Source organism: Candidatus Methylomirabilota bacterium (genome assembly GCA_035709005.1).
GTDB lineage: Bacteria > Methylomirabilota > Methylomirabilia > Rokubacteriales > CSP1-6 > 40CM-4-69-5.
On the sequence record DASTFB010000055.1, the window covers coordinates 1 to 19,519 of the forward strand.

16 protein-coding genes are annotated in these 19,519 nt (G+C 72.0%); 8 read left to right on the forward strand and 8 right to left on the reverse strand.

All coding sequences use genetic code 11. The features are described 5' to 3' along the window. From VFR64_08280 to VFR64_08290, 3 genes are all read right to left on the reverse strand, one after another. On the reverse strand, positions 1-1,201 hold a 1,201-nt coding region (locus VFR64_08280), incomplete at its 3' end, for a CaiB/BaiF CoA-transferase family protein (protein HET9489734.1). 11 nt (positions 1,202-1,212) lie between these two features. Further along, on the reverse strand, positions 1,213-2,277 hold the full coding sequence (locus VFR64_08285; protein ID HET9489735.1) for a cupin domain-containing protein: 1,065 nt from the start codon (positions 2,275-2,277) through the stop codon (positions 1,213-1,215). Between the two features lie 34 nt (positions 2,278-2,311). Then, entirely contained in the window at positions 2,312-3,661 is a 1,350-nt protein-coding gene (locus VFR64_08290) for an MmgE/PrpD family protein (protein HET9489736.1), read from the reverse strand. Positions 3,662-3,767: 106 nt separating this feature from the next. On the opposite strand from VFR64_08290, the gene VFR64_08295 reads away from it, so the two are divergent. From VFR64_08295 to VFR64_08305, 3 genes are read left to right on the forward strand one after another with little or no spacing between them, the layout of a single operon-like run. Next, on the forward strand, positions 3,768-4,970 hold the full coding sequence (locus tag VFR64_08295) for an amidohydrolase family protein (GenBank protein ID HET9489737.1): 1,203 nt from the start codon (positions 3,768-3,770) through the stop codon (positions 4,968-4,970). Between the two features lie 17 nt (positions 4,971-4,987). Next, positions 4,988-6,178 (forward strand): acyl-CoA dehydrogenase family protein, encoded by a 1,191-nt coding sequence (locus VFR64_08300; GenBank protein HET9489738.1) that lies wholly within the window; start codon positions 4,988-4,990, stop codon positions 6,176-6,178. A 2-nt stretch (positions 6,179-6,180) separates the two neighbouring features. Continuing rightward, positions 6,181-7,281 (forward strand): acyl-CoA dehydrogenase family protein, encoded by a 1,101-nt coding sequence (locus tag VFR64_08305; GenBank protein HET9489739.1) that lies wholly within the window; start codon positions 6,181-6,183, stop codon positions 7,279-7,281. A 58-nt stretch (positions 7,282-7,339) separates the two neighbouring features. Here the strand turns inward: VFR64_08305 and VFR64_08310 are convergent, their stop codons facing one another. After that, positions 7,340-9,676, reverse strand: a complete 2,337-nt coding sequence (locus VFR64_08310; GenBank protein ID HET9489740.1) for a xanthine dehydrogenase family protein molybdopterin-binding subunit — start codon at positions 9,674-9,676, stop codon at positions 7,340-7,342. 103 nt (positions 9,677-9,779) lie between these two features. Between VFR64_08310 and VFR64_08315 the strand changes: the two genes are divergently transcribed. Continuing rightward, a complete protein-coding gene (locus tag VFR64_08315; GenBank protein HET9489741.1) occupies positions 9,780-10,700 on the forward strand; it encodes an alpha/beta hydrolase in 921 nt (306 codons plus the stop codon). Here VFR64_08315 and VFR64_08320 read toward each other — a convergent pair. Genes VFR64_08320 through VFR64_08330 form a run of 3 tightly spaced genes read right to left on the reverse strand, consistent with a single transcriptional unit; the run spans position 10,669 to position 13,955 of the window. Further along, entirely contained in the window at positions 10,669-12,000 is a 1,332-nt protein-coding gene (locus VFR64_08320; GenBank protein HET9489742.1) for a Rieske 2Fe-2S domain-containing protein, read from the reverse strand. The genes VFR64_08315 and VFR64_08320 overlap by 32 nt on opposite strands. A gap of 6 nt (positions 12,001-12,006) precedes the next feature. Beyond that, positions 12,007-13,047, reverse strand: a complete 1,041-nt coding sequence (locus VFR64_08325; GenBank protein ID HET9489743.1) for an MBL fold metallo-hydrolase — start codon at positions 13,045-13,047, stop codon at positions 12,007-12,009. Positions 13,048-13,079: 32 nt separating this feature from the next. Continuing rightward, entirely contained in the window at positions 13,080-13,955 is an 876-nt protein-coding gene (locus VFR64_08330) for an acyl-[acyl-carrier-protein] thioesterase (GenBank protein ID HET9489744.1), read from the reverse strand. A gap of 115 nt (positions 13,956-14,070) precedes the next feature. Here VFR64_08330 and VFR64_08335 point away from each other — a divergent pair, with 115 nt between their 5' ends. The 4 genes from VFR64_08335 to VFR64_08350 are packed head-to-tail and all read left to right on the forward strand — an operon-like array spanning position 14,071 to position 18,508. Continuing rightward, positions 14,071-14,856: a DUF169 domain-containing protein gene (locus tag VFR64_08335; GenBank protein HET9489745.1), complete on the forward strand. Its 786-nt coding sequence runs from the start codon at positions 14,071-14,073 to the stop codon at positions 14,854-14,856. A gap of 51 nt (positions 14,857-14,907) precedes the next feature. Next, entirely contained in the window at positions 14,908-16,347 is a 1,440-nt protein-coding gene (locus VFR64_08340; protein HET9489746.1) for a 4-hydroxyphenylacetate 3-hydroxylase N-terminal domain-containing protein, read from the forward strand. Next, the gene (locus tag VFR64_08345; GenBank protein HET9489747.1) at positions 16,347-17,549 is read left to right on the forward strand and encodes an amidohydrolase family protein; all 1,203 of its coding nucleotides are present in this window, start codon (positions 16,347-16,349) and stop codon (positions 17,547-17,549) included. The genes VFR64_08340 and VFR64_08345 overlap by 1 nt, the downstream gene beginning before the upstream one ends. Before the next feature lie 11 nt (positions 17,550-17,560). Continuing rightward, complete coding sequence (locus VFR64_08350; GenBank protein ID HET9489748.1) at positions 17,561-18,508, forward strand: catechol 1,2-dioxygenase; 948 nt, start codon at positions 17,561-17,563, stop codon at positions 18,506-18,508. 1 nt (position 18,509) lies between these two features. Here the strand turns inward: VFR64_08350 and VFR64_08355 are convergent, their stop codons facing one another. After that, a complete protein-coding gene (locus VFR64_08355) occupies positions 18,510-19,517 on the reverse strand; it encodes a zinc-binding dehydrogenase (GenBank protein ID HET9489749.1) in 1,008 nt (335 codons plus the stop codon). Positions 19,518-19,519: the final 2 nt, after the last annotated feature.

Consider the following 19,519-nt stretch of genomic DNA (forward strand, 5'->3'; position numbering starts at 1 on the left):
TCTCGATCGCCCCCAGCGTGCAGAGCTCGTCGATCCGCTCCGGCGCGTAGCCCAGGATCTCGGTGAGGACCTTGTGCGTGTGCTCACCGACCCGGTAGGGCGCGGGGCCGCGCGGGCCGGGCGCCTGCCCGTCGACCCGGACCGGCGTCGCCGTGACCCGCACGCGGCCGCGGGCCGGATGCGGCACCTCGGCGAAGGCGCCGCGGGCGATCATGTGCGGGTGCTCGATCACCTCCTGGGGAGACAGCACCGGGACCGCGGGAAGGCGGGCGCGCGTGAGCGTTTGCACCGCCTCGTCCACGCTCGCGAAGCGGCCGAGCCAGTCGACGATGATTTCGCGCAGGGCCGGCCAGTTCTGGCGCCGGGCGATCGGCGTCGCGAAGCGCGGATCGTCGTTCAGCTCCGGCCGCCCCATCAATCCGAGCAGCCGCGACCACAGCTGCGGGGCGCCGACCGTCTGCATGGCGAGCTCCCGCTGGCCGATCCGGTGCACGATCATGCCGGGGCGCGGCCCGGGCCAGACGGGGCCGCCGTTCAGCACGCTGCCGAACGTCACGTCCTCGGCCGACACCAGACACTCGAGCATCGAGACGTCCAGCCAGGCGCCAGCGCCGGTCCGGTTCCGGCGCAACAGCGCGGCCAGGATGGCGCCGAAGGCGTGGGTGCCAGCCAGCACGTCGGCCGCCTGCAGGTAGGAAACCCGGGGGTGCGGATCGGGCTCGCGCTCCAGGTCCATCAGCCCCGACATGGCGTTGATGATGTGGGCGAAGGCTGTCATGGAGGCCAGCGGCCCGGTCTGGCCGAACCCCGAGATCGAGCAGTAGACGAGGTCGGGCTTGATGGCCGAGGCGGTCGCGTAGTCGCAGCCCAGCCGGGTCATGACGCCGGGGGCGAAGTTCTCCACGACCACGTCGGCCACCCGGACCAGATCGAGGGCGACCTCTCGGCCCTTGGGCTGGGCCAGGTCGATGGCGACCCCCAGCTTGCCGACGTTGATGCGGATGAAGTAGCTGCTCTGATCGTTCCGGACCTCGACGAGCTGGGCCGCGCCCCGGCGCACCTCGTCGCCCTCGGCGGGGCGCTCCACTTTGATCACGCGAGCGCCCAGGTCGGCGAGCAGGCGCGTGCAGTAGGGACCGGCCAGGACGCGCGAGAAGTCGAGGACGGTGAGGCCTGCGAGGAGGCTCGGGTCGGGGCTCACGCCGACGACCCTCAGGCCTTGAAGGTCGAAATCACCGTCTGGTGGCCGCCGTTCTCTACGAACGGCTCTTCGCGGTACAGGCCCAGGGCCTCCAGGACCGGCCGGTCCTGGATGGAAAAGAGCACGGCAGGGTCACTCGTGGACACGTTCGCGTGTTCGTGGAGGGCCCAGGCCGGCAGCGCCAGGATGTCGCCCCGGCCCCAGGCGAAGCGGCAGCCGTCGGCGATCGTCTCCCCGGCGCCCTGGACGACGTAGTACACGGCGCTGCCGGTGTGACGGTGGGCCTTCAATCGCTGGCCAGGGCGGAGCATCTGAATCCAGCAGGCCATCGTCGGCAGCAGGGAGCGGCCGGTCTGGGGGTGCGTGTACTCGAGGGCGATGCCGTCGTACTCGTCGCCTTCCACGTCGCGCAGGGCAGCCAGCGACGGCCACGTCTTCGCCCAGGAGTAGAGCAGCAGTGGCGAGGAGAGCTGTCGCTCCTTCACCCAGGTCGGGCTCAGGCCGACATGGCCGTGGAGCTGAGCCGAGGCGTTGTTCGGCTTGCTCAGCGGCACCCGGGGCTGGTCGTAGAGCTGAAAGAACATGGCGTTGAGGGCCTGCACCAGGGGGACGTCGAGACCGTCCATCCAGACCACCGGCTTGTCGGTCTCGTTGCCGTGATCGTGCCACGTCCAGCTCGGCGTCAGGATGAGGTCGCCGGGCATCATGTAGACACGCTCACCGTCAACGGCGGTGTAGGCGCCTTCACCGTCCATGATGAAGCGGATCGCCGTCGGCGTATGACGGTGGGCACGGGCCACCTCGCCCGGCAGGAGGAGCTGGACGGCGGCAATCATGGTGTTGGTCGTTGCCCATCGGCCATCGAGGCCGGGGTTGAACAGCTGCAACGCCCGGCGCTCCTCTCCGACCGGCACGACCTCTCCCGACTCTCGCACCAGCGACTCCAGCAGCGATGACGTCCAGAGGTAGGGGACGGCTCTGGGCTGGGGGTGCCGCGTCATCTCGCTGGCGAGCTCCCAGAGGCCGTAGAGGTAGGCAGCGTGCATCCGCTGGTGGAAGTCCTGTTCACGAGTCACGGCAATCTCCTTGCTCGCCATGTGCGCTCCCCCCTCAGGCCGGGCTTGCGAGCTCCCGCGCCCGGGTTTTCTCGAGGGTGATCAGCCGGTCGAACAGAGTACTGGCCTGGTGGCCGGCGCCGCCGGCCTCGAGACAGCCCTGAAACTTCTCGAACAGCTCGGCATCCGAAAGCGGCACGTCGGCGTGGCCGGTGGCGCGGCGGACCTGCGGGCCCTGCAGGCTCCGGCCGGAGTCGAGCGTCACCGTCACCCGGTCGAAGGGCGCGGCGCCGGAGTTGTCCGTGTCGTACTCGGTCGTCGTGTCGATGGCGACGCGCTCGATCATCGCCTGGATGTCATCCCGCCGGACGAACACGTCGCTGAGCTCGGGCAGCCCGACACGGCGGGCGACGAGCGCGCTGCTCATCGCGAACTCCATGCTGAACTTGGCCTCGAGACCCGTCCTGGGGCGGTGGTTGCGCAGGATGGTCGCGAAGCGGTCGCTGATCGCGACGCGGATCTCGCGGACCTCCTCCGGGTCGACGGGGTGGCTCTTGAAGAGCGCGAGGGCGCCGTCGATCGCCCGATGCGTGCAATAGCACGTCGGATACTTCTTGATCGAGAGCCCTTCGGTGAGGATGCGCCACTCCTTGCCGAGCGAGGCCGGCTCGGTGGAGCGGTCGACCTCGCCGTGCTGCGAGGTGGCCGACAGGAACCCCTGCGGGTGCTCCAGCGCGTCGAGATGGGCGGTGAATCCCGCGGCGGCGAGCCGCGCGGCCAGCAGTCCGGCGTGCGCGGCGCGGCCGGCATGAAACGGCTTCGTCATCGTGCCGAAGTTCGCCATCAGTCCGGCGCTCTGTGATGCCCCGAGGGCGATGGCCATCGCCGCCCGGGTCGCGTCGAGCCTGTGCAGCGAGGCGCAGGCCGCGGCGGCGCCGATCGGGCCAAAGATGCCGGTCGGGTGCCAGCCCTTGACGTGGTGGAATCCGCGTTCCCGCCAGACGAGCTCCGCCCACGCCTCGTAGCCCGCGAGGTACGCGGTGAGCAAGTCTTCGCCCGAGACGCCGAGCACCTCGCCCTCGGCGAGGATCGCGGGAACCAGCACGGTGCTGGGGTGACCCCGCAGCGCAACGTCATCGTAGTCGAGCGCGTGCCCCGCCGTCCCGTTGATCCAGGCGGCCTCGGGGGCAGGGGCCCGCAAGGCGCTGAAGTACAGCGTCGCCGGGCCGCCCGAGCCGACATCGAGCGTGCGGCGGAGGATCTGAGGCGCGGCCTCGTTGCGGCCGGCGATCATCGTGCCGGTGCAGTCGATGAACCCCATGCGGGCCACCCGCACCGCCTCGGCAGGGATCCGGTCGTAGGTCAGTCCGGCGACGAAGGCCCCGAGCGAGTAGGTCAGTGACATACCCGTTCCCCCTTGCACCGAAAGCTTAGGCCGCGGCGCTGACCGGGGGCAAGAGGGCCCGGGCGGCGCTATACTCGGGCTCCCGACCCGGGGAAAGGAGCCCTGTATGCGCTACGAGCTCATCTCCGCCGACTGCCACGTCGACCTGTGCTGGCTGCCGCCTGATCTGTTCACCACCAACGCCTCGCCCGAGATGCGCGAGCGCATGCCGTACGTCACTGACGGGCCGGCCGGGCCCGTGTGGACGACGAAGAAGGGCGCCAACCTGGGGCACGTCAACGGGATGGGCTCGGCCGGACGACAGTACGTCCCGGGCAAGATCCATCGGGCCGATCGCATGGCTGCCACCGGGCTCTACGAGGACGGCCGGCGGGGCATCCGCCGCCTCACCGATCCCGAGCTCCGGATCAAGGACCAGGACCGTGACGGCGTGCAGGCCGAGGTCCTCTACGGCGTACTCGGCGCCAGCAGCCGGCTCAACGACCCCGAGGCGTCGGTGGAGGTGATGCGCATCTACAACGAGTGGCTGGCGGACTTCTGCGCGACGCATCCCGAGCGCTTCGCGGGCCTGGCCTCCATCCCCAACCATCCCGTCGACGCCGCCATCACCGAGGTGGAGCGCGTGGCCAAGCGCGGCATACTACGCGGGCTCGACATCGCCAACTCGCCCGACCTCAAGCCGCTGTGGGACCCGTACTGGAACCCGCTGTGGGAGGCCGTCAATGCCACCGGGCTGCCGCTGCACTTCCACACGGTGGGCGGCTACACGCCGGACCACATCCGGAAGATCGTCCTCCTGGGCTCCGACCCCACCCGCGCCGCGCTGCCTGACGCGCCGGCCGTCGAGCTGCCGGTTGCGCGGGCGGCGTTCGCGGTGAACCTCACCGCCTTCCAGATCAATATGGCCAACGTGCTCACCTCGATGGTCTTCGGCGGCGCGCTCGAGCGCTACCCGCGGCTGAGGCTGGTGCTGGGCGAGGCCGGGATCGGCTGGATCCCCTACGTGCTCTGGCGGATGGACGCCGAGTGGGAGGACCAGTTCAAGGACCTGTCGCTGAAGATGCCGCCCAGCGACTACTGGCGGCGCCAGTGCTGGGCCACGTACCAGACCGACCCGATCGGGGTCAAGCTGCTGGACGAGCTGGGCGCGGACAAGGTCATGTGGGGTTCGGACTTCCCGCACCCCGACGGCGTCTGGCCGGACTCGCGCGAGTACATCGAGCGCGAGCTGGGGCACCTGCCCGCCGACGCGCGTCGCAAGATCGTCTGCGAGAATGCCGCCCGGCTCTACGGCTTTTCGCTCTCGTGAGGCCATGACGAGCTAGCATGGAGTTCGGGTTCACCCGCGACGAGCAGGCCTTCCGCGACGAGGTCCGCCGCTTCGCGACCGAGCACCCCGCGGCGCGCTTCCCCCTCGATGGCATGGACGCCGGCTACGGCTCCGGCGCCCACTCGCGCGCCTTCCTCGAGGCCCTGGGGGCCCGCGGCTGGCTGGCCATGACCTGGCCCCGCGCCTGCGGCGGCGCCGAGCGCCCGCTGTTCTTCAAGCTGGTGTTGCTGGAGGAGCTGGCGGGGGCCGGCGCGCCGTTCGGTCCCCTGGCTGGCTGCTGGCAGACGGCCGAGGCGATCATCGCGTACGGCACCGAGCGGCTGCGGCGCGAGGTCCTGCCCGCCATCGCGCGGGGCGAGGCGACGTTCTGGCAGGGCTACAGCGAGCCTGGCGCCGGCTCCGATCTCCTCTCCCTCACCACCGAGGCCAGGCGCGACGGAGAGCACTGGATCATCCGTGGCCACAAGATCTGGTCGAGCCACGCCGGCATCGCCACCCACGGCCTCGTGCTCACGCGCACGAGCCGCCAGGCCCGCCGCAGCCGCGGCTTCACCATGTTCGTGATCCCCAACGGCACGCCCGGCATGGACATCCGGCCGATTCGCAGCCTCACCGGCGACGTCTACCACTACGAGGTGTTTCTCGACGACGTCCGCGTGCCGGCCGACCTCATGCTCGGTCCCGAGGGCGAGGGCTTCCAGGCGTTGCTCAACGGCCTCGACTCCGATCGTTTCTGGGGCCGCTACTACAAGGCCCCGGCCCTGGAGCGGGCGCTCCATCAGCTCGTGGAGTACGCCAACACGACCGTCGTGAACGGCGCGCCGCTGGCGCGCGATCCCGTCGTGCGGCGCCGGCTGGCCGGCCTGGCCACCGAGATCGCCGCCCTGCGCACGCTGTTCTACCGCGCCGCCTGCCTGCTGCGCGACGGCGCGCCGATCACGTACGAGACCGCGGTTGCCAAGGTGATGGCCGACGAGCTGGGCCAGAAGCTCGCGCGCCTGGGGATGGACCTGCTGGGGCCGTGGGGGCCGCTCCGCACAGGATCGCGCCGGGCCCGGCTCGGCGGCCGCATCGCGCACGACTACCTGACGAGCCTGGGCCACACGATCGCCGGCGGCACCGCCGAGATATTGAGGACGACGGTCGCCGTGCGCGGTCTGGGCCTGCCCGCCGAGCCGCGGGCCTGAGCATGGACTTCACCCTCTCCCCGGCCCAGCAGCTTCTCGTCGCTACCGCCCGGGACTTTCTGGGCAAGCACTGTCCGCCCGAGACAGCCCAGCGCCTGGCCCTGGACACGCGCGGATTCGACGAGGGGCTCTGGCGCCGGATGGCCGAGCTGGGCTGGCCGGGACTGCTGATCCCCGGCGACCTCGGCGGCAGCGACGGCACGCTGCTCGACGTGATCCTGCTGGTGGAGGAGATGGGACGGGCGGCGCTGCCGAGCCCGTTCGTGACGAGCGCGGTGGTGGCCACCTCGCTGCTCGTCGCCGCCGCCAGCGTCGAGCAGCGCGGGCGTCTGCTGCCGGCCATGGCCACAGGGGAACGGATCGCCACGATGGCGCTCGTCGAAGAGGACGGGTCGTTCGATCCGACGGCTCTGGCGCTGCGCTGCCAGGCGCCCGGCCGCCTGACCGGCACCAAGCTGTTCGTCAGGGATGCCCACGTGGCCGACGATCTCATCGTGGTCCTGGGTGGCGGCGACCTGCTCCTGTTACCGGCCGACCGCCCCGGCATCGCGCGGCTGCCCCTCGACACGCTCAGCGGTGAGAGGACGTTCGAGGTGATCTTCGATGCGGTCGAGGTGCACGCGGGTGACCAGCTGGGCGCGCCTGGGCGCGGCCGGGGCGCGCTGGCCGCGGCGCTGACCGCCGGCGCCCTGGCACGCACGGCCGAGATGGTCGGCGCGGCCCAGCGGGTGCTGGACCTGGCGGTGGAGCACGCTCGGACCCGCGTGCAGGGTGGCCGCCCCATCGGCGGCTACCAGGCGATCCAGCACGCCTGCGCGGATCTCGTGCGCGACGTCGATGCCTCGCGCGGACTGCTCCACGTCGCCGCCTGGAAGGTGAGCGAAGGCCTCGAGGCCGGGCTCGACGTGGCCACGGCCAAGGCGTACGCGGGCGAGGCCTGCCTGGCGGTCGCGCGCCGCGCCCACCAGATCTTCGGCGCCATCGGCTACTGCGAGGAGCACCCCCTGCACCTGCTCCACAAGCGCATCCAGGCGGCGAGCGTGGATTTCGGCGACACCGCGCTGCACCTGGAGACCGTCGCCCGGCAGATCGGCCTGCGCTGAGGCGCGCCGCATGCCGGCGCGCCGATGCGGGGTGCGGCCAGCGTCGGGAGGCCGAGCCTCAGGCGGCGGGCGGCCGCGCCGCCTGCGCGCGCCGGATGGCTTCGCGGACGCGACCGGATGTCGCCGGCATGTCGATGCTCTCCACTCCCAGGGGGCGTAGCGCATCCAGGATCGCGAGGATGACGGCCGGCGGCGCCCCGACCGAGCCGACCTCGCCCAGCCCTTTCACGCCCAGAGGGTTCGTCTTGCAAGGAATCTCGGCCAGGGCCACCGTGAAGGCCGGCAGATCGTCGCCTCTCGGCATGCAGTACTCGGCAAAGGTCGCCGACAGGTTCTGTCCGGACGAGCGGTCGTACACGACGTGCTCGAAGAGGGCCTGGCCGATGCCCTGGGCGAGGCCGCCGTGGAGCTGTCCCTCGCAGATCAAGGGATTGAGCGCGCGGCCGACGTCGTCCACGATGGTATAGCGCTCCAGCCGCACCTGGCCCGTCTCCGGATCGACCTCGACCTCGCCCACGTGCGCCGCGTTGGGAAAGTTCGGCGGCTCGGAGCCGAAGCTGCCGCTGGCCTCGAGACCGATGCCGAGCTCGGCCAGCGGCCCCGCCGGCGCGTAGGCCGCGCGCGCCACCGCCGCGAAGGGCATCGCGCGATCGGTGCCCACCACCCGGAAGGCGCCTGCCGAGAACGCGATGTCGGCGGGCGCGGCCTCCAGGAGGTGCGCGGCCACGCGGGTGGCCTTCTCGATGAGCGCGTCCGTGGCCGCCCGCAGGGCGTTGCCGCCCACCATGGAGCTGCGCGAGGCGTAGGTGCCCCGGCCGAAGGGGACCTGGTCGGTGTCGCCCTGCACGAAGCGGATGCTCTCGAACGGCACGCCCAGCCACTCCGAGACCATCTGCGCGTAGACGGTGGCGTGGCCCTGCCCGTGCGAGAAGGTGCCGGCGACGATGGTGACGGTACCGGAGGGGTCGCAGCGCAGCTCCATGCGCTCGTTGAAGACCCCGCTCTCCTCGAGCGAGAAGGCCAGTCCGCGTCCGCGCAGCTTGCCCCGTTGCCCGCTCGCCGCCTGCCGCGCCGGGAAGCCCTTCCAGTCCGCCAGGTCCAGACAGTGATCCATGATCCGGGCAAACTCGCCGCTGTCGTAGGTGAGGCCCGTGGGGATCCGGTGGGGCATGGCGTCGGGCCGGATGAAGTTGCGCCGGCGGATCTCGACGACGTCGATGCCGGTGACCAGGGCCGCCCGATCCAGCAATCGCTCGGTGAGATAGACCGCCTCCGGCCGTCCGGCTCCGCGGTAGGGCGCCGTCGGCGAGGTGTGGGTGAAGACTGCCCGGGTGGTGAGGAAGACCGCCGGCACGGCATAGGCGCTGGGCACCAGCTGCACGGAGAAGAGCAGCGGTGCGACGGCGGCGCCGGCCACGTAGGCGCCGAAGCCCTGCAGGGCCCGGGCCCGGATCGCCAGCATGCGGCCCTGGGCGTCCAGCGCCATCTCGCCGTACACGACCTGGTCGCGCCCGTGAGCGTCGCCCAGCAGACTCTCCGATCGCGTCGCCGTCCACTTTACCGGCCGGCCGCAGCGCCGCGACGCCCACAGGACCAGCGCGTCCTCGGGATAGCCGTCGCCCTTCATGCCGAACCCTCCGCCGACGTCCGGGGCGATCACGCGGAGCTTCGTCTCCGGCAGCCGAAAGACCCGCTGGGCGATCGTGGTGCGGACACCGTGCGGGTTCTGCGTGCTGGTGTAGAGGGTGGCGGTGCCGTCCGGGTCCCAGGCGCCCAGCGCGCACCGCGGCTCCAGCGCGTTGGCCGAGATGCGGTTGTTCTCGAGACGCACCGACACCACGTGAGGGGCCCGGGCGAAGGCGGCGGCGGTTGCCGCCTCGTCGCCCATCCGGAGCTCCACGCACACATTGCCCGGGGCGTCGTCCCAGACGCGCACCGCCCCGTCGGCCACCGCATCCTCCACGTCCACGACGGCGGGCAGCGGCTCGTACTCCACCTCGACCAGCGCGGCGGCGTCGCGCGCCTGGGCGGCACTCTCCGCCACCACGAAGGCGACCCGATCGCCCACGTGGCGTACCCGATCGGCCGCGAGGATGGGCCGGAAGGTCCGGTGCCCTTTGGGGCCGCCACGGTCCTCGGGCATGAATAGCGGGGGCAGGCCGCCCAGGCCGTCGGCCACCACGTCGGCGCCGGTCAGCACGGCCAGCACGCCGTCGGCGGTCATGGCGTGGGACAGGTCGATGCGCGCGATGCGCGCGTGGGGATGCGGGGAGAGCACGACCGCGGCGTAGGCCTGGCGCGGCAGCGTGACGTCGTCGACGTACCGTCCGCGGCCCGTGACGAAGCGCTGGTCCTCGACGCGCCGTACCGGCTGACCGATCCCGAAATCGCTCATGGGGTCGTCCTCTGAGGGGCTGGCGAGGGTATACCGTCCGGCGACGGCCTCGTCAACCGTCGGTTTGACAGCGCGCTCGCCGGTCCACTACAGTCGCCGGCCGATGCGGATCGCGGTCCCGCCCCCGGCCCAGACGCTCGACCTCGTCATGGGCGACGGCGCTGGCATCCGTGTCCGCCGTCACGGGCGGAGCGAGGCCGCCGTGCGGCTCGTCATGTCCAATGGTAACGGCTTCGCGATCGACGGGTACTACCCGTTCTGGGGCCCCCTCACCGACCGGTTCGAGATCGTCGTCTTCGACTTCCGCAACCACGGTCAGAATCCGCCCGCCGCGTCCGGGCGCGACGGCCACACGTACGCCCAGATGACGCTCGACCTCGACCGGGTCGTGCGCGAGGTCGGCGCGCGCTGGAGCGGCAAGCCGTGCGTCGGCGTGTTCCACTCCATGTCCGCCCGCACGGCGATGAAGCACGCCCTCGAGCTCGGCTTCCCCTGGCAGGCCCTGATCCTGTTCGATCCCCCCAACGTGCCGCCTCCCGGCCATCGCACGTACGAGCTCATGGATGTCTTCGAGCACCGGCTCGCCGACTGGGCGATGCGCCGGCCGGACCGCTTCGCCGAGCCGTCGGAGCTGGCCCGGCAGTACGCGGAGACGCGCGCCCACGCCAACTGGGTGCCCGGCGCCCACGAGCTGATGGCCCGGGCCGTCCTGCGCCGCGGCGACGCGGACGCCGGCTGGGTGCTGGCCTGCCCGCGGGAGCTGGAGGCCTCGATCTACCTGCAGGCGATGACCCTCAACCTCTGGCCGCCCGCCGACGCCTACGGCGGGCCGGTCAAGCTGATCGCCGCCGACCCGACGGTCCCCGGCGCCCCGGGTCCCGCCTTCGCCAACCGGGCGCTGGCCGAGGACTTCGGCTACGTGTACGAGGCGATCCCGGGGACCGGCCACATGCTGCAGATCCAGAAGCCGGACGAGTGCCGCCGGGCGACGCTCAGCTTCCTCGCGGAGCTCGGCATCCGCTGACGCCGGCGACGAGGTGGGCCCTGGCGCCCTCCAGCCACGGCACGTCCTTGGGTAGCAGCACCGAGGCGGGGCGGATCAGGAACGAGGCGGCGTCCGTCCCCGGCGGCGGCGTCCGCCGGTCGCGCAGCGCCGTCGCCGCGTCCAGCAGACACTTGCGCACCCGGATGATGGCGATGTCGGCCTTTCCCAGGTGCTCCCGGGTGCGGTCGTACACGGGCCCCTGGCTCTCGGTGATCGCCTTGTCCTGGGCGCCCACGCCGGGGACCCCGAAGAACTTGCGGCCCTGGTGCGCCGCCCAATCCATCGCGTAGTCGTTGCGCCGATCGGCGCGGGGCCGGATGTCGCCGTACGGCTCGCTGGTGGCGGGCGCGTAATCCAGGATGTGGATGCTGAGCCCGGCGCCCAACGCCGCTCGCTCCTCGGCCGTCAACGGCCGCGCGCCGTGCCAGGAGATGCACCAGTTCACCAGGTGCTCGTCGTCCACCGGCACCCAGACGTGCGAGTGCATGAGCGGGTCCGGGGTGGGATCGGTCGGGGGCAGGGTGTGAAACGGCATGTGGAATTGCGTGATGCGCCAGTAGCACATCCCGGCGCCGGTCTCGCGGCCGGCGGCGATCAGCATGCCGTAGTCGGCGTCCGCCACCTCCACGCGCGGCGCCCGCTCGAGCTGCGCGGCCAGCGCGAACCCGGCCGCGGCTTTGTCCAGCTCGCCGCGCAGGGCGTCGTCGCCGGCGTCCAGCACACCGTGCAGGAACGAGATGTGGGACGGGTCGATCCCGCCCTCGAGCCCCTGCAGATAATTGCACTCCTGGTAGAACTTCGAGACGAAGCGCTGCTCGTCGGGGACCAGCGCCCACTCGAGGTCGGGCACAGCCGGCGGGGGATCGGCCGGCCCCATGTACGTCCAGACGACGCCACCGCGCTCGGCGCACGGGTAGGCGGGATGGCGGACTTTGTCCGGGAAGCCGCTCTCCGGCGGCTCGTTGGGCATCTCCAGGCACCGGCCGTCCGCGCCGAAGCGCCAGCCGTGGTACACGCACCGCAGGCCGTCCCCGTCGTTGCGGCCGAAGAAGAGCGAGGCGCCTCGATGCGAGCACGATTCGCCGAGCAGCCCCACGCCGCCCTCGCGCGAACGGAACGCCACCAGGTCCTCGCCCAGGAGCTTGACGCGCTTGACCCGGCCGCCCGGCGCCAGCTCCGTCGAGAGCAGCGCCGGGATCCAGTACTGACGCATGAGCTGGCCCATGGGCGTGCCCGGCCCGACGCGGGTCAACAACTCGTTGTCCTGTCGGCTCAGCATGGCTCGTCACTCTCCCTTCAGCACGTACATCGCGCCGACCGCGCTCGGCGCATACCGTCCGGGCGCGAAGGCCTGGGCCAGGGCCGCCTTGGCGCGCCAGCCCGTACAGTGTCCCGGCGCCACCACGCGCGGCCGCACCCGCCGGTCGAGGTCGCCCACCGTCGCCTCGATGCGGCGCTCCATCGCCTTGCCGCTGAGGTGGAAGCCGCCGAGCACCAGGTCCAGGGGGGCGCCGCCGAACGCGTCGCGGGCGCTCAGGCAGGCGTTGACCATCCCGGCGTGGGAGCAGGCCGAGAGCACGCTGACGCCGCGGCCGCGCACCTGCCCGGCCAGGAACCGCTCGTCCAGGATCAGCGGATCGGGCTGGCCCCTGCCGTCGCGGAAGCTCAGATGGCCGACCAGGCCCTGCTCGTATGCCGTCACCCGCTCGATGGCGCCGCTGACGTAGAAGAAGCCCGCACCCAGCGTGTGCGGTTTGGCCTGCCGGTCCACGCGGGCGCCGGCCGCCTCGATCGCCTGGAACGTCGGCTCGGGGACGAGCAGGCGGATCGTACCGGTGGGGAGCTCGGTTCCGCGCTGGTCCGGGCGATCGGGGTGCAGATCGGCGACCACCGGATCGGCGAGCCCGGCGCGCCGCCGGGCCTCGGTCACGGCCGCCACGGCGGTCGGCAGGGCGCCGCTGTGATCGAAGTGCCAGTGCGAGAGCACGACGGCCTCGACCCTGGTCAGGTCCACGCCCAGCTTTCGGACGTTCGCCGTCCACAGCTCGGGGTACGGCCCGGCGTCGAAGAGCACGGTGTGCTCCTCGTCACCGCGACGGCCGGTCACCAGCGCGGAAAAGCCGTGCCCGGCCCAGCACTGGCGATCGATGATCACCTTGCCGGGGTGGCCCTCGTGCACCAGGCTCGTCGGGATCCGCGGTTCCAGGTGAGCGAGCTCGGAGAGCTGCGGCAGCCCCTCGTCCACGCTGGAGAGCGTGTCGGTCTCGTTGTCGACGATGACCAGCACGCGGAGCTCGTCGAGCGCTACGGTTTGGGCCGGCGGCATGGCGTCTCCCCGGATGGCAAGGCTATCACGCGCTAGAGCTCGGCGGGCACGAGCAGCGCGCGGGCCCGGCTGGCCAGCCCGGCGGGCAGCGGAGCCGGCCGGCGCGCGTCCTGATCGAAGTGAACGCCGCTCTGGTGGAGCGTCGCCAGCTCCGCGCCCGTCCGCGTGTCGCTCATCACGTGGAAGAACCGCAGCGACGACGTTCCCACGTGCGTCACGGCTGAGCGGACGGTGACCAGCGTCCCTCGCGTGAGCGCGCGGGCGGCGCCGAACTGGAACTCGAACGTCGAGAAGCCGCGGCGGTGCTGGCGCATGTAGCCCGGCGTCAGTCCGAAGGCCGCCGCCACGTGCGAGTTGGCGGCGGAGAATCGGTGGACATAGGCGGCCAGCGCGCCGGGCAGCGAGCCCCCGGCTTCCCACGGCCGGATGGTGTCCCGCGCGCTCTCGCGCAGGCCGTCCAGGCTCTTGGGGCGCGCCCGGCGCTCGCGCGCCGGCCCGTCCCAGTCGGCTCGCCGGGCATGGAGCCGCTCGCGGTCGGCCGCCGCCAGCGAGGCGGGAGCGCCGTCGCGGCCGGTCAGGCGCAGCCGCTGCTCGAACGTCGTGACGACCTCCCCGGTGCCGGTGTCGGTGAGCTTGTGGCCGGCCACCAGACCGTCCGGCTCCACGGCGATCAGGGCGCTGCTCACGTGGATGATGTCGCCGGCCCGTAGCTCGCGCACGTAGCGCACGTGGCAGTCCGCGGTGACCCAGCTCTGCCCGTTGCTCTCCGGCGGAAGGCCCAGGGCGTCGAGCAGCGCCAGCGTCGCGTCGCCGAGTCGCGCGAAGTAGTAGGCGACCGTCAGGTGGTCGTTGTGGTCGACTTCCCAGCGGTAGACGACGCCACGGTAGGTCTCGAGCCAGGCGTCCACGCCGGGGGATTCTACTACGCCGCCGCGCCGCGATCCGGACGCGTGCGCTTGACCGGGGTCGGGCGCTGCCCTAGCCTCTGCCCATCGACCACGCCGTCGCACGAGGAGAGGGAGTATGAGCGAGCGCTACGACTGGCAGGCGATCGTCGCCGGCCTGAACCGTTACCTCCGGTTGAGATCGATCCCCGTGGGCATGAAGCTGTTCGAGACGCAGGAGGCGATGGAGGCGATTCCCCGCATCCGCCGGCCCACGCGCAAGCACACGACCGACCAGATCGTGGCCCAGGCCCGTCAGCTCGGCTGGACCGTCGGCATCACCATGGCCGACCTGGTCGGGGCGCAGTGCGGCGCGGTCATCGGACTGCATCCCCAGGACGAGGAGTGGCTCTCCGGCCGCCGCATGGCCGGCGTGTGGTTCCAGACCGTGGAGGACGCCGCCGCCCACCAGCGGGCCATGGACTGCGTGCCCCACGGCCGCTACGCCGCCATGGCCGTCTCGCCGCTCACGTCCGGGCGGCTGGACCCGCCCGACATCTGCCTCGTCTACGGCACGCCGGGGCAGATGATTTTCTTCATCAACGGCCTGCAGTGGTCGGGCTACCGGAAGCTGTCGTTCACGTCGGTGGGCGAGTCGGCGTGCGCCGACTCCTGGGGCCGGGCGCTGCGCACGGGCGAGCCGTCGCTGACGATTCCCTGCTACGCCGAGCGGCGCTACGGCGGCGTCGCGGACGACGAGCTGCTCATGGCGCTGCCGCCGCACTACCTGCCTCGAGTGCTGGAAGGTCTGGCCGCCCTGGACCGCAACGGCCTCAGGTACCCGATTCCCCCCTGGGGCATCCAGGCCGACGCCACTGCCGGGCTGGCGGTCAGCTACGCGGAGAAGGGGACGCCGTCCCGCTGAGGGGCGGGGGAGTTTGTCATTGCCGGCGCGCTGTGGCAAGGTGGGCCCGCCATGCGCACCGGGGACGCCTACGTCGCCAGCCTGCGGGACGGCCGGGCGGTGTTCCTGGACGGCGAGCGGGTGAAGGACGTCACCGGGCACCCGGCCTTCGCCGAGCCCATCCGCCGGATCGGCCGGACGTACGACCGCGCCCACGCCGCGGCAAGCGACCCCACGCTCACGTTCGCCGACGCAGCGGGCACGCGTCACAGTCACATGTGGCTCGTCCCGCGCTCCCCCGACGACCTGGCCGCGCGCCGCCGCGTGCACCGGTTCTGGGCCGAGCCGTCCTACGGCCTGATGGGGCGCACCCCCGACCACGTCGCCTGCGTGCTCACGGCCTTCGCGTCCTGGCGGCAGCTCTTCGACCGGGGCGGCCGGCGCTTCGGCGACAGCGTGGTGCGCTTCTACGAGCGGGCCCGGGACGAGGATCTCTACCTGGCCTACGCGATCGTGCCGCCCCAGGTGGACCGCTCCCAGCCGGCGCATCGCCATCCCGAGCCCTTCCTGCATCCGGGCATCGTGCGGGAGACCGACGCCGGCATCGTGGTACGGGGGGCCCAGGCCATCGCGACCTCGGCCACCATGGCCGACTGGCTGTTCCTCTCCTACATCACGCCGCTCGTTCCGGGCGACGAGGACTACGCGATCTCCCTCGTCGTGCCGATGAATGCCCCGGGACTGCGTCTGTACCCGCGCCGGCCCTACGCCACCACCGCCACCAGCACCTTCGACTATCCGCTCTCGGCCCGGTTCGACGAGGTCGACACCACCGTGGTCTTCGACGACGTGCTCGTGCCCTGGGAGCAGCTGTTCATCTACCGGAACGTGGAGCTGGTGAACGCGCAGTTCCACGAGACGCCCTCGCACGCCACGGCGAACTTCCAGTCCCTCGTCCGCTTCGGCGTGAAGCTCGAATTCCTGGCCGGCCTGGCCGTGCGGCTGGCCGAAGTGCAGCGAGCCGAGGGCGACCCCGGCGTGCAGGCCACGCTGGGCGGCGACATCGCGGCGCTGTGCGCGGCCTTCGACGCGCTGGTGGCGGCGGCCGAGCGCTTCCCGCTCGTCACCGACGGCGTGGCCCGGCCGCACCCGCAGTACATCTATGCCGGCATGTCCCTGCAGCGCCGGCTCATCGTCGACATGATGCGCACGCTGCGCGAGCTGGCCGGGGGCGCCTTCCAGGCCCTGCCGTCCTCGGAGGCGGCCTTCCTCGGCGCCGAGACCCGGGCCGACACCGAGCGCTACTACCAGTCGGCCGCGGCCGGGGCCCGCGAGCGCGTCAAGCTGCTGAAGCTGGTCTGGGACTTCGTCGGCACCGAGTTCGCCGGACGGCAGCTGCAGTACGAGATGTTCTACTCGGCCTCCCAGCCGGTGGTGAACCGGCGGATGTTCAAGGCCTACGACTGGCAGGCGGCCAGGGCCGTGGTGGACGACTGCCTGGGCGAGCCCTGATGGCCTCGCTGGGCCTGGTCAACGTCGGCGCCCTGGCCACCGGCATCCTGACGGCGCCCCGGCTGGAGGCCGAGGCCATCCTGGTGGAGGACGGGCGCATCGCGGCCATCGGCGCCGCCGCGCGGACGGGCGCCAGCGCGGCCGACGTCGTCGTGGACTGCCGGGGCACCACGGTGATGCCCGGCCTCATCGACTCGCACTGCCACGTGGTGCTGGGCGACTACACGCCGCGCCAGAAGACGGTGGACTTCCTCGACTCCTACGTGCACGGGGGCATCACGTCCGTCGTCTCGGCCGGCGAGGGCGTGCACGCGCCGGGCCGGCCCCACGATCCGGCGGCGGTCAAGGCCCTGGCCATCGCCGCCGCCAAGTGCTTCGAGCACTTCCGTCCCAACGGCATGAAGGTGAATGCCGGCTCGGTGGTGCTGGAGCCCGGGTTGACCGACGACGACTTCGCCGAGATGGCGAGGCACGGCGTCCGTCACGCCAAGTACGGCTTCGGCGGCTACGCCCGGCCCGAAGACGGCGCCCCCGAGGTGCGGCGGGCCCAGAAGCACGGGCTCTGCGTCATGTCGCACAGCGGCGGGACCTCGATTCCCGGCTCGAGCCCCATCAGCCACGAGATCCTGCTGCAGCTGCGGCCCGACGTGTGCGGCCACGTCAACGGCGGCACCACCTCGCTGGACGAGGCGGGGCTCGACGCGATCATCCGGGAGACCGACATGGCCCTGCAGGTGGTGCAGGCGGGCAACCTCCGCTCGGCGCTCTATATATTGAAGCGCTGCCGCGAGGTGGGCGCGCTGCCCCGGCTCTGCGTGGCCAGCGACACGCCCACGGGGACGGGCGTCATGCCGATGGGGGTGCTCAAGAGCGTCTGCGAGCTGGCCTCGCTCGGCGATCTGGCCCCGGCCGAAGCCATCGCGCTGGCCACCGGCAACAACGCCCGGGCCTTCCGCCTGGCGTCCGGCACGGGGACCATCGCCGTGGGGGCGCCGGCCGACCTTCTCGTCTGCGACGCCCCGGCCGCCTCGCTGGCCCGCGACGCCTTCGAGGCCATCGCCCGCGGCGATATTCCCGGCATCTCGTGCGTGATCATCGACGGCGAGGGGCGCGTGGGCCGCAGCCGCAACACGCCGCTGGCCAAGCGCCTGGCCGGGGTCGACGGCCGGGCCGCCGGCACGCAGAGCCACACCACACACTGAAGGAGACGATCATGCCACTCATCAAAGTGACCGACCTCGCGTACGGGCGTCTGCGGGCGCCGGACCTGGACGTCATGGAGGAGTTCCTGACTCACTTCGGGATGATCCGATCGGCCCGGACGAATACCGCGCTCTACATGCGGGGCACCGACCCGCCTCACCACCTCCACGTGACGGAGAAGGGCGATCCGGCCTTCGTGGGCTTCGCGTACTACGCGGCGAGCGAGGAGGACCTGCACCGGGTGGCCCGGGCGCCGGGGGCCTCGGCGGTGGAGAAGATGGACGAGCCGGGCGGAGGCCAGCGCGTCCGGCTGCGCGAGCCCAACGGCTACCAGATCGAGGTCGTGTACGGCATCGAGCGACTGGCGCCGGTTGCCGTGGAGCGGGATCCCATGAACACGGGCGCCGAGCCGCTCCGGCGTCCGGGCAAGCTCATGCGGCTGTCGACCTCACCGGCGCCGATCAAGCGCATCGGCCACGGGGTGATGGGCTCGCCGAAGGTGCGGGAGACGGTCCAGTGGTTCCGCGAGACGCTGGGGTTCCTCTGCTCGGATGACGTCTATGCGGGCGACAAGGACAACCTCATCGGCTCGTTCAACCGCTGCGACCGCGGTGACGAGTACGTCGATCACCACGTCTTCTTCTGCGTGCACAACGAGCGGGCGGGCCTCAGCCACCTGTCGTTCGAGGTCCCGGACATCGACGCGGTGTTCAAGGATCACGAGTATCTGATGCGCCTCGGGAAGTACGAGCACATGTGGGGGGTCGGCCGGCACCTGCTGGGCAGCCAGGTCTACGACTACTGGGCCGACCCGTGGCGCCGGACGCACGAGCGGTGGGCGGACACCGATCGCCTGAACGCGAAGAGCGGCTCCAACCTGTTGCCGGCGCACGAGGCGCTCCGGAGCCAGTGGGGCACCGATCCGCCGCAGAAGTTCCTGGGCCACGTGAGCCCCTGACTCAGGGTCGGAGCACGACCTTCCCCGTCCCCGAGCGGTCGGCGACGATCCGGTGGGCGAGCGCCGCCTCGGCCAGCGGGAGCACGCGGTCGACGAGCACGCGATAGCGGCCGTCGGCCGCGGCGCGCAGGCTGCGCTCGAGATCCTCCGGCGTGATGCGCCCGACCGAGCCGATGACCGTGATGGAGTTCAGGTACAGGTGCTTCACGTCGAGGGGGACCGTCCCGCCGCCGTGAGCACCCGCGGTGATCAGCCGTCCGCCCCGGGCCAGGCAGGCCAGGGCCCTGGGGAAGAGCTCGGCGTCGGCGATGTTCTCGAAGACGACATCGACCCCCCGCCCGTGGGTGATCCGCCGGACCTCGGCCGTCAGGTCCTGCGTCCGGTAGTTGATGCCGGCCTCGGCGCCGAGATCGACGGCGGCCCGGACGCGTTCGTCGGCGCCGGCCGCCGCGATGGCCCTGGCCCCCAGGCTCCTGGCCAGCTGGACGCCGGCCGCCCCGAGCCCGCCCGCGGCGCCCATCACCAGCACCCACTCGCCGGCGCCGAGCCGGGCGTCGTCCCGCAGCATGGTCAGCGCGACGGGGGCGTGGCGCGCGACCACCGTGGCCGTCACGAAGTCGACGCCGTCGGGAATCGGGTGCGTGACCGCGACCGGCACCTTGACGTACTCGGCGTAACCACCCCAGGCGTGCACGCCGAGCAGCACCGGACCCGCCGTCGCGGTGGCCGGCTGCAGGAGCTGCATGGTGACGACGCGATCGCCGGCGTTGCGGGCGGTGACGCCGGGGCCGACGGCGGCCACCACGCCGGACGGATCGACGCCCAGGACGTGAGGGAGCGTGACCGGCGTCGCGTAGATCCCGGCGCGGACGGCCAGATCGAGCGTCCGGTTCACCGACACCGCCTGCACCCGGACCACCACCTCGCCCGGGCCGGGCGCCGGCGTGGGGATCTCCTCGAGCCGTAGCACCTCGGGCGGCCCGAATTCGCGCAGCACGATGGCCTTCATGC